Source organism: Lentibacter sp. XHP0401 (genome assembly GCF_025751535.1).
In the GTDB taxonomy this organism is placed as follows: domain Bacteria; phylum Pseudomonadota; class Alphaproteobacteria; order Rhodobacterales; family Rhodobacteraceae; genus Lentibacter.
Map to the genome: position 1 here is coordinate 129,254 of NZ_JAOWLC010000003.1, position 17,621 is coordinate 146,874.

The following is a 17,621-nucleotide window of genomic DNA, read 5'->3' on the forward strand; positions in this document are numbered from 1 at the left end:
GAAACGGAATCTAAAGCAACGCACAATTTTACTTTTAGAGCCAATCCCTCAAAATCGGGATAAGCGGCACATCAGCCGCTGGCATCGGATAGTCTTTTAGCTTGGCCGGTTGCACCCAAGCGAGTGTTTGACCTTCCCGTGCTGTCAAAATTCCGTTCCACTTGCGGCATACGAAAAGCGGCATGAGCAAATGAAAGTCATCGTAGCTATGTGAAGCGAAGGTAAGCGGAGCAAGACAACTATTCCACGTTTCAATGCCAAGCTCTTCATGGAGCTCTCGCACGAGCGCATCTTCGGGTGTTTCGCCTGCTTCGATTTTACCACCGGGGAACTCCCAGAGCCCGGCCATAGACTTGCCCTCTGGCCGCTGCGCAAGAAGTACACGGTTGTCTTTGTCCAAAAGCGCGACCGCAGAAACCAGAACAACCTTCACGAGCGATAATCCGCGTTGATTTCGATATAGCCATGGGTGAGATCACAGGTCCAAACAGTGCTGGCACCCGCGCCCAATCCAAGATCAATCTTAATCAAAATTTCCGACTTCTTCATGAGATCGGCGGCATCTTCCTCATGATAGTCGGGATTAACCCATCCATCTCTGGCCACCAAAACATTTCCAAACCAGATAGAGAGCTTATCACGGTCTGCGTATGCACCTGACTTTCCTATCGCCATAACAATGCGGCCCCAGTTCGGATCTTCTCCAGCAATCGCGGTTTTGACGAGTGGGGAATTCGCGATGGATAGGGCGTGTGTGTGAGCTTCACTATCATCCTGTGCGCCTGATACGCGGATTTCGACAAACTTCGTTGCACCTTCACCATCTTTCACAACTTGATGTGCCAAATCGAGCATAACTTTGTGCAGCGCAGCTTTGAACGCAGCATCGTCACGAGCAACGGAAACACCACTCTTTCCAGTCGCACATAGTAGAAGCGTGTCGGAAGTCGAGGTGTCACTATCAACCGTGATAGAATTGAAAGTCGGACCCGTAAGTTCCGAGAGCATAACCTGCAAATCAGGTTGGTTCATTGATGCATCGGTAAAGATGTAGACGAGCATTGTCGCCATATCCGGCGCAATCATACCCGAACCTTTGGCAATCCCTGCGATGCTGACAGTCTTGCCGTTTACTTCATAGCTGGCACTCGCCCCCTTGGGGAAAGTGTCAGTCGTCATGATTGCCTTGGCGGCCTCTGCGATACTTGCCTCGGATAGCCCATCCTTTAGGCCGTCCAGAGTCCCAATGATCTTGTCATGCGGAAGCCGCTCGCCGATGACACCAGTAGACGACGTGAACACCCGCGCTTCCGAAAGCCCGAGAGCCTTGGCCGTGGCCGCCGAAACAGCAGCAACAGACTCGCGACCCACCGCACCTGTGAAGGCGTTTGAGTTACCCGAGTTCACCAAAATCGCCGCACCGCCTTTGGCCTCTGCACCGATCTTTTCCTGACAATCAAGCACTGCCGCCGAACGCGTCGACGAGCGCGTAAACACGCCAGCAATGTTTGTACCTTCACAAAGCGCCGCCAGCATCACATCAGTGCGTCCTGCGTATTTGACGCCTGCGGCCGCAGTGGCAAAGCTGACACCGGCAATTGCTGGCAAATCAGGGAACCGCTCGGGTGCGAGCGGGGAAACTTTGGTGATCTTGGCCATGGGCCTTTACTCCGTAAGCAGGGTGTCTTCTTTCAGTATGGCGGGGTCAATCTCGCCCTCAGTGGCAAGTTCGATTGTACCCAGCTTTTTCAAGCGCTCGACTTCTTCTTCGATCACCGTGTTGAAAAGCGCGCTTTCGAGCTCTGCCTTCACCTCATCAAAGGCAGGCTTATCTGCAAGACGCGTCTCATTGAGTTTGATAACATGCCAGCCAAACTGGGTTTGCACAGGAGCCGATACAGCACCATCTTCCATATCTGCGACAGCTTCTTCAAAAGGGGGAACCATCATACCTTTGCCAAACCATCCCAGATCGCCGCCATTGGGACCGGAAGGACCGGTAGAGCGCTCTTTTGCCAACTCGGTAAAGTCTGCACCGCCTGCAAGCTCTTCAACAAGCGCTTGGGCCTCTTCTTCTGTTTCAACAAGTATGTGAGCTGCCTTGAACTCTTTTTCAGGGTCTGCATCAGCGTATTTGTCGTCATAAGCGGCTTTGAGCCTTTCTTCGGTCAGCTTTTCCGCAACGATTTGTTCGATAACTGTTGAAGCAACAAGCGAACGGCGCTCGTTATCAAGGCGGCGCTGTACAGGTGCTGGCACTTCGCCTTCGAAACGGCCAGCAAGGATTGTCTGATTGACCAGCTGATCGATGATTGCCTTATAAAGCACATCATCTGGCAACTGTAAGTATTGTTCTGGCAAACCGCTGCGCGCAGCGGCCATGTGTCCAAGGGTAATCTGAGTTCCATTAACTGTTGCAACAACAGTGTCCGAGCTGGCTGTTTGCTCTTCCGCAAGAGTGGGCAGCGGAGCGAGAGCTGTTATAAAAGCCAGCGAGATTATCTTGAAGTGTTTAGACATCATTTTTCCTTTGTTTCCTTTGCGTATCGCGCTCGGCGTTGACACTGCCAAGGCCGACCCTTACATCGCCATAAGGCCAAGACACGCTTCTGTTCCACGCCGTTGTAGGACGCGCAAATATCCGGAGCAAGCAAATGTCTTGCAACAAGATAAAATGATCGGATCGGACTGAACATGCTTGGACTTGGATCTATTGCCAAAAAGGTTTTTGGAACAGCAAACGACCGAAAGGTTAAGGCTGTAAAGCCTTTGGTCGACCAAATCACCGCGCTTGAACCTGAGTTCGAGAAGCTAAGCGATGATCAGCTGATCGAAAAGACAACTGAGTTTAAAAAGCGGCTCGAAAGCGGCGAAACACTGGATGCCCTTCTGCCGGAAGCTTTTGCCAACTGCCGAGAAGCGGCCAAGCGGGCTTTGGGCTTGCGCGCGTTTGATGTGCAACTCATGGGCGGCATATTTTTGCATCAAGGCAACATTGCCGAGATGAAAACAGGCGAAGGCAAAACCCTTGTGGCGACATTCCCCGCTTATCTGAATGCGCTGACAGGCAAGGGTGTCCACGTTGTCACCGTGAACGACTATCTCGCCAAACGCGATGCGGAATGGATGAGCAACGTATTTACGGCACTGGGCATGACAACAGGGGTCATCTACCCGCAGCAACCCGAGGCGGAAAAATCCGAGGCCTATGCGGCTGATATCACCTATGCAACCAACAACGAGCTCGGCTTTGACTACCTGCGCGACAACATGAAATCAGAGCTTCGGCAAATCAACCAAAAGTATCACCACTTTGCGATTGTCGATGAGGTTGACTCAATCCTGATTGACGAAGCTCGCACACCTCTGATTATTTCCGGTCCGGCTGAAGACCGCTCAGAGCTCTATATCGAGATCGACAAGGTGATCCCGGAGCTTATGGAAGAGCACTTCACACTTGACGAAAAAACCCGCAACGTGACTTTCTCGGATGAAGGCAACGAATTTCTGGAGCAGCTTCTGCGCCAACGCGGCATCTTGGAAGAAGAACAAAGCCTCTATGACCCCGAGAGCACAACGATCGTGCATCATGTCAACCAAGGACTGCGCGCCCACAAGCTCTTTACCAAAGACAAAGACTATATCGTGCGCAACTCTGAAGTCGTGCTGATTGATGAATTCACTGGCCGTATGATGGCGGGCCGTCGCCTCTCGGAAGGCCTGCACCAAGCCATTGAAGCCAAGGAAGGCTGCAATATTCAAGCCGAAAACGTGACACTCGCGCAGGTGACTTTCCAAAACTATTTCCGCCTATACGATAAACTTGCAGGCATGACGGGCACAGCCACAACAGAAGCTGAGGAGTTTCTGGAAATCTACGGTCTCGGCGTTGTTGAAGTACCTACGAACAAGCCGATTGCACGTGTTGATGATGATGATGCCGTCTATCGCACGGCACAGGAAAAATTTGCGGCCATTGTCGAGACGATCAAAGAAGCCGGCGCGAAGGGGCAGCCCATTCTGGTCGGGACGACGTCGATCGAGAAATCCGAATTGCTCAGCGCATTACTTAAAAAAGAAGGCATCAAGCACAACGTCTTGAACGCCCGCCAGCATGAACAGGAAGCCCAGATTGTTGCCGATGCAGGTAAACTTGGCGCCGTTACCATTGCCACCAACATGGCAGGCCGTGGCACCGACATTAAGCTTGGCGGTAATGTCGAGTTTAAAATCATGGAGGCGATTGCTGCCTCACCCGACGACGACAATGAAGAAGTGCGCGCCAAGATTGAAGCAGAGCACGAGGCCTGGGAGCAAAAAGTCAAAGATGCAGGCGGCCTCTTTGTTCTGGCGACCGAGCGGCATGAAAGCCGCCGCATCGACAACCAGCTGCGTGGCCGCTCTGGCCGCCAGGGTGACCCCGGACGCTCGTCGTTCTACCTGAGCCTTGAGGATGACCTGATGCGCATCTTCGGCTCTGAGAGGCTCGATAAAGTGCTTTCGACCTTGGGTATGAAAGAAGGCGAAGCGATTGTTCACCCGTGGGTCAACAAATCACTCGAACGCGCGCAAGCCAAAGTCGAAGGCCGTAACTTTGACATCCGCAAACAGCTTCTGAAGTTTGATGATGTAATGAACGAGCAGCGCAAAGTGATTTTCAAGCAGCGCCGCGATATCATGGAAGCATCTGACCTTTCTGCCATCACCCAAGACATGCGCAATCAGGTGATTGACGATCTGATCGATCAATACATGCCGCCAAAAACGTACGCAGATCAATGGGATACAGAAGGCCTCTATGCCGCCTGTATCGAGAAGCTTGGCATAGATGTTCCTGTAATCGACTGGGCCGCCGAGGAAGGCGTTGACGATGAAGAGATCACCGAGCGACTAGAAAAAGCGTCAGACGAATTTATGGCCTCAAAGACCACACATTTCGGCCCTGAAACAATGCGCATGATTGAAAAGCAGGTACTGCTCCAAACCATCGATAAAAAATGGCGTGAACATTTGCTAACTTTGGAACACCTCCGCTCGGTTGTGAACTTCCGTGGTTATGCCCAACGCGATCCTTTGAACGAGTATAAAAACGAAGCGTTCCAGCTTTTTGAAAGTATGCTGGATAGCCTGAGAGAAGACGTAACACAGCAACTTTCGCTCGTGCGCCCGCTCTCGGAAGAGGAACAGCAGCGAGCAATGGCAATGATTCAGGAACAGCAGGAAAGCACGCCGCAGCCTGAAAGCATTGAAGAAGCCGGTGAGCCCATTGAAGGCTTTGTGGAAGATGATCCGAGCACTTGGGGCAACCCCGGCCGCAACGAGGCGTGCCCCTGTGGATCAGGCAAAAAGTTCAAACACTGCCACGGCCGCGTCTGAGCTTTCCACACAAACGCCCGAATGACTCCGCGCTTTCGCCTTATGCCTGCCTGATTCAAAAAGCATATTGCCTCTGAACCTTTTTGGCGGAGGCAATTATGCCCGATTACAAAAGATATGCGATCGCTGGCGCGACTATGGCAACGATCCTGCTCACAGGTCAGGTCATGCAAATGACTTCTGGAAAGAAGCACGTAAGTGCAGCTGATGTGCAAGCTATGCCGCTCCCTGTCGCCTTGTCGGATATCAAGCTCACCGCGGCTGAAGAAGAGGCTATTGTTACAGCATCTCTCGACAGCACAGTCAGTGCGTCACAGGGTGCAGAACAGCCCAAAGTATCGGATGCTTGCAAAGTCGGGATGACAGCGACGCCCATGGCGGCCGCACTTGTTAATCTGGAGCTCTCAGCACCCTGCGCCCCTAACGAACGCGTGGTAATTCACCACAACGGTATGATGTTTGCAGAGGTCACTGATGACGCAGGTATGTTCACGACAACCATTCCCGCGCTAAGTGAAACGTCTGTTTTTATCGCTTCTTTTGCCAGTGGTGAAGGCGCGGTTGCCAATGCCAAGGTTGAAGAGATCTCCTCATTCGATCGGGCCGTTGTACAAATGCAAGGCAACTTGGGTGTTGGCCTTCATGCGCGCGAGTTTGGTGCGGCTTACGGCGAAAAAGGCCATATCTGGCGAGAAGCCCCCGGCGAAATTGCCGATGGTGCAACCGGTTTTGGCGGCTTCTTGATCCAACTTGGTGATGCCAGTCTGGAAAGCCCGTTGATGGCCGAAGTCTATAGTTTTCCAAGTGGTTTCGCAAAAGAAATTGGCTCGGTTGAATTGAGTGTCGATATCGAAATCACGGCCGCAAACTGCAATAAAGATATTGAAGCCCAAACACTTCAGACAAGCCGTGGCGCACAGATCACGGTTCAGACTTTAGACATGTCTATGCCCGCTTGTGACGCGGTTGGTGACTTTCTGATGTTGAAAAAGATGGTCAATGACATGAAGGTAGCTTTCAACTAACCGTTACGTTGCGAGGCTCCTTTTGGACATAGTAAAACGTGCGGCGTTTAGCGCCGCACTTTTCATTTTTGGCACAGCGCTGCCCGTCTTTGCACAAGATGTTACCCTCACGTCGCGCGACAAAAGCGTCGAAGTGAGCGGTAATCTTTTGGGGTTTGACGGAGAGTTTTACCGCGTTGAAACCGAATACGGTGAGCTCACAATTGATGGCTCAGGCGTTGACTGTGCGGGGCCTGGTTGCCCTAATCTGACAGCCTTTGTCGCGGAACTCGATATATCCGGCGCGTCCGAGGTCGGGCGATTGTTGCTGCCTGCATTGATTGAAGCGTTTGCAGCACAGAATGAGCTCAAAACCGAGAGAGTAAACGAAACAGATGATGCTTTCAGCATCACCATGTCGCAAAAATCTGACGGTGAAACCCTCGCGAGATTCTTCATTCATATAAGCTCCAGCGGCGAGGGTTTTGCTGATCTTCTTGCCGATCAGACCGACATTGTTATGTCGACCCGGGAAATCTCACCCAAAGAGCGGCAACTCGCCCGCGCCGCAGGTATGGGCGATCTGACACAACGAGGGCGCGCGCGGGTTCTGGCGCTGGATGCATTGGTGGCCATTGTCTCCAATCAAAATCCGGTAAACGAGATTAGTGTTCTACAACTTTCACAGATTTATTCTGGAAAGCTTAACAACTGGAAAACACTCGGACCGCAGGATGCCGAAATCACCCCGTATTTGCGTGATTTAGAAACAGGCTCAGGCGCTGTTGCTCTACAGAGGCTTTCGCTGAAAGAAGCCGAAACCACCACAACACATTTTTCGCCTGACAATCTGGATCTTGCCACGCGCGTTTCGATAGACCCGTTCGGCATCGGGCTTGTCGGACGTTCAGCCACGCTTGATAACAAGATTCTAACGCTGACAGGCACTTGCGACCGTTCACTCAGGCCAACACGACGGAATGTGAAAACAGAGGATTACCCACTCACGACACCCTTGTTTTTATATCTCCCAGCGCGACGGCTTCCCAAAATTGCACGCGAGTTTCTCAGCTATACCCGTAGCCCTGCGGCGCAACTGGTGATCAGGCGGGCGGGATTTGTTGATCAGGCGCCAGAAGAAATTTCGCTCGATTTTCAAGGGGACCGCTTGGCTAACGCGATTTCGATCGCCGGCAACGAGGTTGCGGTGAAGGATGTTCAAAACATGGTTGGTGAGCTGCGAAAGATGCAAAGGCTAACCACTTCTTTCAGATTTGAAACGGGTTCAGTAAGGCTTGATGCCCAATCTCGCTCGAATGTTGAGCAGCTTGCCAGCGCTTTGGAGGCCGGAATCTATGACGGAAAAAGCCTTGTTTTTGTTGGGTTTAGTGATGGCGAAGGTGCAGCAGAAGCGAACCTGGAGATATCTCAACGGCGGGCAAATGTTGTAAAGGCCGCGGTGGAAAAGGCAGCGGAAACCGCAGATCTCAGGCAGCTTGAAGTGAGTGTGCAAGCTTATGGAGAGGCGATGCCCATGGCGTGCGATGACACGGAATGGGGCCGTCAGGTGAACCGTCGTGTCGAGGTGTGGATTCGCTAGAGTAGGCCTGACGCGCGAAAGCTAAGTTCAGTTGATTTGCCTATAATGAGATGGTCATGAAGGGTGAGCCCAAGCGCCTGTGCGGCGCGTTCTATCTGCTCTGTCATTGATATATCTTCAGGTGAGGGCGTCGGATCGCCTGAGGGGTGATTATGCACTAAAATCAATGCACTGGCATTTAGTTCAAGCGCGCGTTTGATAACTTCACGGGGATAGACAGGGACGTGATCAACGGTGCCGGCGGCCTGTTCTTCATCGGCGATGAGGGTGTTTTTACGGTCAAGAAACAGGACACGAAACTGCTCTGTATCACGGTGTGCCATGGCGGTGTGGCAGTAGTCGATGAGGGCATCCCAACTGGAGACGACGGGGCGCTGAAGGATGCGGGAGCGTGCAAGGCGCTGGGCGGTGGCCGCGACTATCTTGAGCTCGCATATAACTGCCTCTCCGACACCGTTTACTTCCATGAGACGTTCGGCAGAGGCAGAAATTACCCCGTTGAAATCATAGAATTTTTCCAAAAGCTGCCGCGCCAAAGGCTTTACATCGCGGCGGGGAATGGCGCGAAAGAGGAGAAGCTCCAGCAGCTCGTAATCGGGCATTGCATCGGCCCCGCCCGAGAGGAAACGAACGCGTAGACGCTTGCGGTGATCAGCGATGTAGGAAGGTAACTTACCCTTTGGAATCGCGGGAGAAATCACGACTTCATCGGATTGAAAGAGAGGCAGAGCCGCCTCGGAAAACTGCTTTTGCTGGGCCATAGATTTAAACTGCCCCAGCAAAGTGAAGAAGTGGTTAATTTTGAAAAGGTTAACGATTCGATTTTGGAGAAACAGGGGGGTGAAAAGCGTGCACCATGCGTGCACAATCCGTGCACCGCTTTTTCAAAACCGCAGAAAAGAGCTTGTGTTATAGCAGCGAGCGGTGCGCGTTAACCAAAAAGAAAGGGCGCACCCGAAAGCGCGCCCCGAAACTGTGAATGATTCGAAAATCAGCCTTTCATCGAATCCCAGAAGTTCTTGACCGAAGAGAAGAAGCTCTTGCTCTCGGGGTTGTTGTCTTCCGAAAGGTTCTCGAACTCTTTCAGCAGCTCTTTTTGCTTGCTCGTGAGGTTCACAGGCGTTTCGACTGCGAGTTCAATGAACATATCCCCAGCACCACCGCCGCGCAGGGCGGGCATACCTTTGGAACGCAAGCGCATCTGGCGGCCAGATTGCGAGCCTGACGGAATTTTCACGCGCGAACGGCCACCATCGATTGTCGGCACTTCGATGTCGCCGCCGAGCGCGGCTGCGGCCATGCTAACGGGAACACGGCAAAAGAGATTGACCCCTTCACGCTCGAAAATTTTGTGCGCTTCGACCTCGATGAAAATGTAGAGATCGCCCGTTGGGCCGCCGCGCATACCGGCTTCACCTTCGCCCGCGAGGCGAATACGTGTGCCTGTCTCGACACCTGCGGGGATGTTCACGGCGAGGGAGCGGTCTTTTTGAACGCGCCCTTGGCCATGGCATTTGCCACAGGGATTTTTGATGGTTTGGCCGAGGCCAGAGCATGTCGGACAGGTGCGCTCAACGGTGAAGAAGCCTTGTTGCGCGCGAACCTTACCCATGCCTGAGCAAGTCGGGCATGTGGTTGGTTCTGCACCGCCTTCTGCGCCCGTTCCATTGCAGCTATCGCAGGCTACAGAAGTGGGAACCGAAATGGTTTTCTGCAGGCCGGAATAGGCCTCTTCCAGCGAAACGCGCAGATTGTAGCGCAGGTCTGCACCGCGCGCTGCACGCTGCCGACCACCTCCACGCTGGCCGCCCATAAAATCACCAAAGAGGTCATCGAACACATCGGAGAAGGCTGAAGAAAAGTCACCCTGCCCACCGCCGTATCCGCCACCGGGCCGGCCGCCGCCGCCCATTCCGCCCTCAAAGGCGGCGTGACCGTAACGATCATAGGCGGCCTTTTTATCGGCGTCTTTCAAGACATCATAAGCCTCGCCCGCTTCTTTGAACTGGGCTTCGGATTCGGGGTTGTCTGTATTGCGGTCGGGGTGAAGCTCTTTCGCTTTGGTGCGATAGGCTTTCTTGATTTCGTCGGCAGAGGCACCCTTGGAGATGCCCAGAACCGTATAATAATCGCGTTTTGCCATGGGAGTTACCCTTTCTGAAAACAGGTAAGGCCGATCCGGCACGCGGACCGGCCTTTGCCAAGCTTTCTAAGGCGCTTAGCTGCGCTTTTCGTCGCCAAGGTCTTCAAAGTCGGCATCGACGATATCATCGTCGGAACCGCCCTGATCGGCTGCGGCAGGTTCATCATCACCCGCTTCGGCCTGTGCCTTGTAGATCGCTTCGCCCAGCTTCATGGCGGCTTCCGTCACGTTCTGGATGCCAGCTTTCAGCTTCTCAGCAGTCGCGTCCTCTTTATCAAGGTCGTCACGCAGCGCGGCGATGGCCAGTTCGATGACTTCAACTGTCGTTGGGTCAACCTTATCGGAGTGCTCTTCAACCGACTTTTCTGTCGAGTGAATGAGGCTCTCGGCCTGATTGCGTGCTTCGACGAGTTCGCGACGATCCTTATCGGCATCTGCGTTTTCTTCAGCGTCCTTCACCATTTTCTCGATGTCGGCATCAGAGAGGCCACCCGAGGCCTGAATGGTGATTTTCTGCTCTTTGCCGGTGCCTTTATCCGTTGCGCCAACCGAGACGATACCGTTTGCGTCGATGTCAAACGTGACTTCGATCTGCGGCAGGCCACGGGGAGCTGGCGGGATATTTTCGAGGTTGAACTGGCCGAGCATCTTGTTGTCGGCTGCCATTTCACGCTCGCCCTGGAACACGCGGATTGTCACGGCGTTCTGGTTGTCTTCCGCTGTGGAGAAGATCTGCGACTTTTTCGTCGGGATCGTTGTGTTGCGGTCGATCAGACGGGTGAAGACGCCACCGAGTGTTTCGATGCCGAGCGAGAGAGGTGTCACGTCAAGCAGGACAACATCTTTCACATCGCCTTGCAGAACGCCGGCCTGAATGGCTGCGCCCATGGCGACAACTTCATCAGGGTTCACACCTTTGTTTGGCTCTTTGCCGAAAAACTTTGTCACTTCTTCGATAACTTTCGGCATACGGGTCATCCCGCCGACGAGAACGACTTCGTCGATATCGCCAGTTGAAAGGCCAGCATCTTTGAGCGCCGCAGCACAAGGCTTGAGCGAGTTTTTGATCAGATCGCCCACGAGGCTTTCAAGCTTGGCGCGTGTCAGTTTCATGACCATGTGAAGCGGTGAGCCGTCTTTGCCCATCGAGATAAACGGTTGGTTGATCTCGGTTTGTGACGAGCTGGAGAGCTCGATCTTGGCTTTTTCAGCCGCTTCTTTAAGGCGCTGGAGCGCCATTTTGTCTTTGGTCAGATCAACGCCATGCTCTTTTTTGAACTCGTCGGCAAGGTAGCTGACGATGCGCATGTCAAAGTCTTCACCGCCGAGGAATGTATCGCCGTTGGTGGACTTCACTTCAAAGAGGCCATCGTCGATTTCGAGGATGGTCACGTCAAATGTACCGCCACCAAGGTCATAGACCGCGATTGTCTGGGTTTCTTTTTTATCGAGGCCATAAGCCAGCGCGGCGGCTGTCGGCTCGTTGATGATGCGCAGCACTTCGAGGCCGGCGATTTTGCCCGCGTCTTTTGTGGCTTGGCGTTGGGCATCGTTGAAGTAGGCAGGCACGGTAATAACCGCTTGCGTGACTTCCTCGCCAAGATAGCTCTCGGCGGTTTCTTTCATTTTGCCGAGGATGAAGGCAGAAATCTGGCTGGGCGAATACTTTTCGCCGCGCGCTTCGATCCACGCGTCGCCATTGCCGCCATCAACCACGTTGAAAGGCATGTGCTTTTTGTCTTTGGCGAGATCCGCATCATCAAAGCGGCGGCCGATCAGGCGCTTTACACCGAAGACAGTGTTCTCAGGGTTGGTCACAGCCTGACGCTTCGCGGACTGGCCGACGAGGCGTTCATCTTCTGTGAAAGCAACGATAGAAGGCGTTGTGCGCGCGCCTTCGGAGTTTTCAATCACGCGGGCGGCAGAGCCGTCCATGATTGCGATACATGAGTTTGTGGTGCCGAGGTCAATACCAATGACTTTTGACATATTCTGATCCCTTCTACGTTAAGGCGATGTTACGACGACAGACCCGTTACGGCATCTGCCCCCGATCTGTTAGCTTGGGCCGGAGAGTTCCGGCTCAAGGGCTTCGGAGGGTATATAAGGAGCGAAAAATGCCCCTGCAAGCGCCGAGACAAAGAAGAATCGGCAAATATGAGGGCTTTTCGCCCAGAAAGGTGGATACATGGTGAATTTGGCTCATAAGATCGGCCTGAATGGCGTAGATTTATATGCCGATGCACTGGATCGGGCGGCGCAAGAAGCGCTTTTGGACGATGTCCGTAAAATTGCCCGCGCGGCCCCGCTTTACACCCCCGAAACGCCGAGGGGGCAAAAGATGAGTGTCAGAATGACGGCGGCGGGGCAGTTCGGCTGGATCACCGACAGGCGCGGATACAGGTATGAGGCGCGGCACCCGCGCGGCACGGTATGGCCAGACATTCCCGAGAGCTTGCTGGCGGTCTGGAGAGCTGTGGCGCCTGACGCGCGCGTGCCCGAATGTGCCCTGATCAACTTTTACGCCGAAGGCGCGCGGATGGGGCTGCATCAGGACAAGGACGAGGCCGACTTTAGCCAGCCTGTCGTTTCGGTGAGTCTTGGAGATGAAGGACTCTTCCGTGTGGGCGGGGCAGAGCGGGGCGGCAAGACGGCATCGCATTGGCTACGCTCGGGTGACATTGCTGTGTTGGGCGGCGAGGCGCGGCTGGCCTATCACGGCGTTGACAAGATCCGCTTCGGCTCAAGCACGCTTTTGCCCGATGGCGGGCGGATCAATCTGACGATGCGGGTGGTGACTTGAGCGAGCAGCAGCCCGAGACGTGCCTCAGGTTTTCGCCCTGCCCGATGACTATTTCAGCGGAGAGGCCAAACACCCTGTCGCTCATGCCATCGCTACATATTTCACGCCGGACCAAAGCCACCAGAAACTCCGAGGTATTCTCTGCAAAAAGCGCGGTTGTATCGCCTGAAGACAGTGACCCGTCCGTAGACTTCATCAGCAAATTGAGCTCGTCCTCGCCCATCGCTTCAAATGTAACCCAGGTTTCCGGAGAGCCTTCATATTGCTTTTTGCCGGATGACCAGAAAGGCTCTGTTCCGAAACAGACCGCCGGATAGTCACTTGGCAATTCCACAGGCTTCAGAAAGTCGAGCGAAGCCCAGCCGATGCCTTCTTCATAATTCACGAGCCCCCAGTTATCTTGCTCGCGGATAACCTCGATTGATTTCTCGTCGAATTCGTAAGCCCCGATGATACTGGACTTACTGGAAGGCTTGTCGCGGATGTAAAGGATATCACCCGTGCCAACACCCTCGACATCAAACAGTGATGGAAAATTCTGCGCCTGAACAACCGCACCGGAGACGGCTAGAAAGCCAGCGAGCAGCAGAGCCGATTTTGCCATTGTGAACCTCCTTTGATTGGTAAATTCGTTAAGCCGTTTGGCTGAAAACCCTACCTGCGTGCATTCCATGAAACAGAGGCGTTGCGGCGGGTGTAAAATTCGCCCATGAGGCCGATCATGATCAGAACGATCCCGACAATAAGGGCATACTCCCAGTTGCTGTTGCGCGGGTTGTAGTTGATGAAGGCAAAGCCGCGCGACTGGTCGATGATGTGAAACAGCGGGTTCCAGTCAAACATGGCGAGCATGAAGCTTGGCATTGAGTTGGCGACAAACATTTTGCCAGATGCGATCATATTGGCGCGCTGGTAGATGAGCGTGAAGGCCGCGACAAAGCCGGGAAACCACGGCTTGATCGCCAACAGAACCATTCCGACAGCGCAGCCTGTAAACCACGCCAGCAAAAGCATGGCGATGACGGCCATCGGCTTGTCGATGACAAAAGATGTGACCGCCATGTAGTAACAGAACAAAATCACGAAAGCGGACAGGAATTGCAGATACAGCGAGGCAAGGGCCGCCGAGGCGATTGAAACGATCGTGTTCATCGGGGCGTGCAGCATCATCGGCGACGACGGGCCAGCAGAACCAGAAACAGAGCCCACCGCTTTCACATGAGTCATGTAGAGAAAGATGCCTGACATGATGTAGATAAGAAAATCGCCGCGCAAGGCGGCACCGCGCAAGCCGAGTAGCGAAAACATGATGTAAAACGCCAGAATCATGATTGCCATTTGCATGAGGTTTGTCACCAGCGACATGATGGCGTTGCCGTGAGCCGAGCGAATGGAATGAACCACCGAATGATAGATCAGCTCAAAGATGATGAGGGCCGAAGTGATCGCCGACCTGCGCCTGTTAACCCGAAACATCTGCTGCCTGCTCCGTCTTTCGCGGTTTGTTTTACGTTGCAATTCTTGCCGAACCGTTACGCCCGTATCATAAAGGGGATAAGCGGCCTAAGCAACAAAACCGTGAATTGAGGCACTGATACCAAAGGATAAGAGCAAATGGACTATGAGAAACTGGCCAAAGTGATGCGCGAGCTATCGCTTGTTGCGGGTGACAAGATTATGGAAATCTATGGTCGTGATGACTTTGAGGTGAAATCAAAATCGGACGACAGCCCTGTAACAGAGGCCGATGAGGCAGCGGACGCCATCATCTCGGCGGGTTTGCGCGCAGCTTTTCCTGATGTGCTTTTGATCACCGAAGAGCAGGCGGCCACACATAGCCAGCAGGCGGATACCTTCCTGATTGTTGATCCGCTGGACGGGACCAAAGAGTTTGTCCACCGCCGCGGCGATTTTACTGTGAATATCGCTTATGTGGAGCGTGGCGTACCGACGCGAGGTGTTGTTTACGCGCCGGCGAAAGAGCGGATGTTTTACACTCTGGCCGACGGCAGCGCCGTTGAGGAAGAGGGGCCGTTTGATAAGACCAAAGCAGGGGTGACGCGGGCCATCAAGGTAGCTGACAGTGACAATACTGCGCTGATGGTGGTTGCTTCAAAATCGCACCGCGATCAGGCAACGGATGATTACATCAACAAATATGCCGTTAAAGACAGCAAGAGCGCTGGCTCGAGCCTGAAGTTTTGTCTTGTGGCAACGGGTGAGGCCGACATTTATCCGCGCGTTGGCCGCACGATGGAATGGGATACGGCGGCGGGCCATGCTGTTCTGCATGGTGCGGGCGGCAAGGTTGTTGTGTTTGATAACCACGACCCGCTTGTTTACGGCAAAGAGGGCTATGCGAACCCGTTTTTCATTGCCTATTCCCCTGCGGTTGAACTGAAAAAGGCATGATATGACAGACCCTTCCGTCAGCGTTGTTGTTGCAAGCCACGGGCGGCCCGAGAGCCTTCTGTGGTGTCTTTCGGCGCTGGGAGGGCAGGCTTATCAGCCTTTCGAAATTGTCGTTGTCGCCGATCTTGCAGCCTGCGCCTACGTCAGCGAAAGTCGCTTTGACGGGCGCGTGAAGCTTGTGCCCTTTGAGGAGCCGAACATCGCTGCCGCGCGCAACAAGGGCGTGGCTGAAGCTGCGGGAGAGATCATCGCTTTTGTCGATGACGATGCGGCCGCGGAGCCTATGTGGCTGCATCATCTGGTTGCGGGGTTTGATCTGCCCGAGGTTATGGCAACGGGCGGATATGTGCGCGGCCGCAACGGGATTTCTTACCAGTGGACCGCGCGACAGGTAGATGAAGCCGGGCGCGCAACTGTGGTTGAGACGGAGGGCAATGAGCCGTTTATCCCTGAAACAGAGACTGGTTTTGCTGTAAAAACCGAGGGCACAAACATGGCTGTGCGCCGCGATGTGCTTGTTGCGCTGGGCGGGTTTGACGAGGGGTTTCACTTTTTTCTCGACGAAACCGACCTGAACCTGCGGCTTGCGGCCGCACACCACAAGACAGCACTTTGCCCCAACGCCGAAGTGCACCATGCCTACAAAGCCAGCACACGGCGCAAGGCGGACCGCACGGTGACAGACTTGTTTGATGTCGGCGCGAGCACGGTGCTTTTGCTGCGAAAACACGGCATCGCGCTTGAGCCGCGTTGCTCGGAAATGGCGGAAGAACAGACAGAGCGCCTCGCTGACCAAGTGAGCCGTGGCTTGCAGAGCGAAGCGGATGCGGCTGAGGTTTTGAGAAGTCTCGAAGCCGGGTTCAAGGCCGGAGAGCACAGGGATATGGGGCAGTATCCGGGCACGCTGCATCATCCACCCGCTTTCCTGCCGTTTTTACCCGACCGCAGCGGAAGCGTGACAGTTTCAGGGCGTTGGAGCCAACGCGAAAAGCTGCGCCGCGAGGCAGCCGAACTGGCGGCTCAGGGGGCGAATGTTTCACTTTACCTGTTCTCGTTTGGCACGCGCTTTCACCATGTTAGATATGTTGACGCAGGCTACTGGGAGCAGACAGGCGGACAATTTGGCAAAGCCAACCGCAGCGAACCCTCATTTTGTCTGGCGAGCTTCCGCGCAAGGCTCAGAAAAGAGCAGAAACGGGTGGCACTGGCACGCGGCTAAGCGATATTGCATAACAAATGCGCCACAGTAAGAAAAATTCCCCGCCTTTGTCCCATTTTTAAGACCTATACTATACTCGACGCAGGATTTTCGTGGCATGACACATTAAAATTTGTGTGCATATTCAGTAACACGCCTTGAAGAATGAGGTCAGGAATGAAGAAGAAGATTACCAAAGCCGTTTTCCCTGTCGCTGGCATGGGAACACGCTTTCTCCCGGCAACAAAGTCTGTTCCCAAAGAAATCATGACATTGGTTGACCGTCCCCTGATCCAATATGCGATTGATGAAGCGCGAGCCGCGGGCATCAAGGAATTTATTTTTGTGACCTCGCGTGGCAAAGGTGCGCTTGAGGACTATTTTGATGAAGCTCCGCAGCTTGAGCAGACACTGCGCAAGGCCGGCAAGGACGAGCTGCTTGAAATTCTCCAGTCAACCAACATGGAAAGTGGCGCGATTGCTTATATCCGCCAGCATAAGGCGCTTGGCCTTGGCCATGCGGTTTGGTGTGCACGTCGGCTTATCTCGAACGAGCCGTTTGCGGTGATTTTGCCTGACGATGTGATTGCCGCTGAAAAGCCCTGCTTGCAGCAAATGGTTGAAGCTTACGAAGAATCGCCCGGATGTATGGTTGCCGCGATGGAAGTGCCGGAGGCACAAACCAGTTCTTATGGTATTCTTGATGTGAAAGAAGACATGGGTTCGCGTGTAAGCTTGAAAGGTATGGTTGAAAAGCCAAGTGCAGGAACAGCACCCTCAAACCTTGCCGTGATCGGCCGCTATATCCTCACACCAGATGTGCTGCGCAACCTCAACAAAAAGAAATCGGGCGCAGGCGGAGAAATCCAGCTGACGGACGCGATTGCTGACGAAATTGAAGAGGGTCGCCCCGTTAACGGCTTCCGGTTCAAGGGGCAGCGCTTTGATTGCGGTTCCAAATCAGGCTTCTTGCAAGCGACAGTTTCTTTCGGGCTTGACCGCCCGGAGCTACGCGATGACCTGATGGGGTATTTGCAGCATGTTGTGAACAACACCCGTAAAGCAGCAGAATAAACACCCGAGGT

At 53.8% G+C, this 17,621-nt stretch carries 15 protein-coding genes; 7 read left to right on the forward strand and 8 right to left on the reverse strand.

Annotated features, from left to right (window positions below; all coding sequences use genetic code 11):
- Positions 1–34 precede the first annotated feature (34 nt).
- Genes mutT through OE750_RS05470 form a run of 3 tightly spaced genes read right to left on the reverse strand, consistent with a single transcriptional unit; the run spans position 35 to position 2,520 of the window.
- The gene (gene mutT, locus OE750_RS05460; RefSeq protein ID WP_263762266.1) at positions 35–433 is read right to left on the reverse strand and encodes an 8-oxo-dGTP diphosphatase MutT; all 399 of its coding nucleotides are present in this window, start codon (positions 431–433) and stop codon (positions 35–37) included.
- Complete coding sequence (gene argJ / locus OE750_RS05465; RefSeq protein WP_263762268.1) at positions 430–1,659, reverse strand: bifunctional glutamate N-acetyltransferase/amino-acid acetyltransferase ArgJ; 1,230 nt, start codon at positions 1,657–1,659, stop codon at positions 430–432. Before argJ ends, mutT begins: the two co-directional genes overlap by 4 nt.
- A 6-nt stretch (positions 1,660–1,665) precedes the next feature.
- Positions 1,666–2,520, reverse strand: a complete 855-nt coding sequence (locus OE750_RS05470; RefSeq protein WP_318527981.1) for a peptidylprolyl isomerase — start codon at positions 2,518–2,520, stop codon at positions 1,666–1,668.
- A 174-nt stretch (positions 2,521–2,694) separates the two neighbouring features.
- On the opposite strand from OE750_RS05470, the gene secA reads away from it, so the two are divergent.
- The 3 genes from secA (at position 2,695) to OE750_RS05485 (ending at position 7,980) form a co-directional block, all read left to right on the forward strand.
- Positions 2,695–5,376, forward strand: coding sequence for a preprotein translocase subunit SecA (secA, locus tag OE750_RS05475; RefSeq protein ID WP_263762272.1), 2,682 nt, complete (start codon positions 2,695–2,697; stop codon positions 5,374–5,376).
- Positions 5,377–5,474: 98 nt separating this feature from the next.
- On the forward strand, positions 5,475–6,401 hold the full coding sequence (locus OE750_RS05480; RefSeq protein ID WP_263762274.1) for a hypothetical protein: 927 nt from the start codon (positions 5,475–5,477) through the stop codon (positions 6,399–6,401).
- A gap of 22 nt (positions 6,402–6,423) precedes the next feature.
- A complete protein-coding gene (locus tag OE750_RS05485; protein WP_263762276.1) occupies positions 6,424–7,980 on the forward strand; it encodes a phosphate ABC transporter substrate-binding/OmpA family protein in 1,557 nt (518 codons plus the stop codon).
- Here the strand turns inward: OE750_RS05485 and radC are convergent.
- The 3 genes from radC to dnaK form a co-directional block, all read right to left on the reverse strand.
- Positions 7,977–8,741 (reverse strand): RadC family protein, encoded by a 765-nt coding sequence (radC, locus tag OE750_RS05490; protein ID WP_263762277.1) that lies wholly within the window; start codon positions 8,739–8,741, stop codon positions 7,977–7,979. The two genes, OE750_RS05485 and radC, sit on opposite strands and share 4 nt — an antisense overlap.
- A gap of 230 nt (positions 8,742–8,971) precedes the next feature.
- Positions 8,972–10,123: a molecular chaperone DnaJ gene (gene dnaJ, locus OE750_RS05495; RefSeq protein WP_263762280.1), complete on the reverse strand. Its 1,152-nt coding sequence runs from the start codon at positions 10,121–10,123 to the stop codon at positions 8,972–8,974.
- 75 nt (positions 10,124–10,198) lie between these two features.
- Complete coding sequence (gene dnaK, locus OE750_RS05500) at positions 10,199–12,112, reverse strand: molecular chaperone DnaK (protein WP_263762283.1); 1,914 nt, start codon at positions 12,110–12,112, stop codon at positions 10,199–10,201.
- A 199-nt stretch (positions 12,113–12,311) separates the two neighbouring features.
- On the opposite strand from dnaK, the gene OE750_RS05505 reads away from it, so the two are divergent.
- Positions 12,312–12,926 carry an alpha-ketoglutarate-dependent dioxygenase AlkB family protein gene (locus OE750_RS05505; RefSeq protein ID WP_263762285.1) on the forward strand — a complete coding sequence of 205 codons (615 nt, stop codon included), beginning with the start codon at positions 12,312–12,314 and terminating at the stop codon, positions 12,924–12,926.
- Here the strand turns inward: OE750_RS05505 and OE750_RS05510 are convergent.
- Together OE750_RS05510 and OE750_RS05515 are read right to left on the reverse strand one after the other, a co-directional pair.
- Positions 12,898–13,530 (reverse strand): hypothetical protein, encoded by a 633-nt coding sequence (locus OE750_RS05510; RefSeq protein ID WP_263762287.1) that lies wholly within the window; start codon positions 13,528–13,530, stop codon positions 12,898–12,900. The two genes, OE750_RS05505 and OE750_RS05510, sit on opposite strands and share 29 nt — an antisense overlap.
- A gap of 50 nt (positions 13,531–13,580) precedes the next feature.
- The gene (locus OE750_RS05515; RefSeq protein WP_263762289.1) at positions 13,581–14,402 is read right to left on the reverse strand and encodes an ABC transporter permease; all 822 of its coding nucleotides are present in this window, start codon (positions 14,400–14,402) and stop codon (positions 13,581–13,583) included.
- 138 nt (positions 14,403–14,540) lie between these two features.
- Between OE750_RS05515 and cysQ the strand changes: the two genes are divergently transcribed.
- The 3 genes from cysQ to galU all read left to right on the forward strand — a co-directional run bounded on the left by cysQ (position 14,541) and on the right by galU (position 17,610).
- Positions 14,541–15,338 carry a 3'(2'),5'-bisphosphate nucleotidase CysQ gene (gene cysQ, locus OE750_RS05520; RefSeq protein WP_263762290.1) on the forward strand — a complete coding sequence of 266 codons (798 nt, stop codon included), beginning with the start codon at positions 14,541–14,543 and terminating at the stop codon, positions 15,336–15,338.
- 1 nt (position 15,339) lies between these two features.
- Positions 15,340–16,557 carry a glycosyltransferase family 2 protein gene (locus OE750_RS05525; protein ID WP_263762292.1) on the forward strand — a complete coding sequence of 406 codons (1,218 nt, stop codon included), beginning with the start codon at positions 15,340–15,342 and terminating at the stop codon, positions 16,555–16,557.
- A 156-nt stretch (positions 16,558–16,713) separates the two neighbouring features.
- Positions 16,714–17,610, forward strand: coding sequence for a UTP--glucose-1-phosphate uridylyltransferase GalU (galU, locus tag OE750_RS05530; RefSeq protein WP_263762294.1), 897 nt, complete (start codon positions 16,714–16,716; stop codon positions 17,608–17,610).
- Positions 17,611–17,621 lie beyond the last annotated feature (11 nt).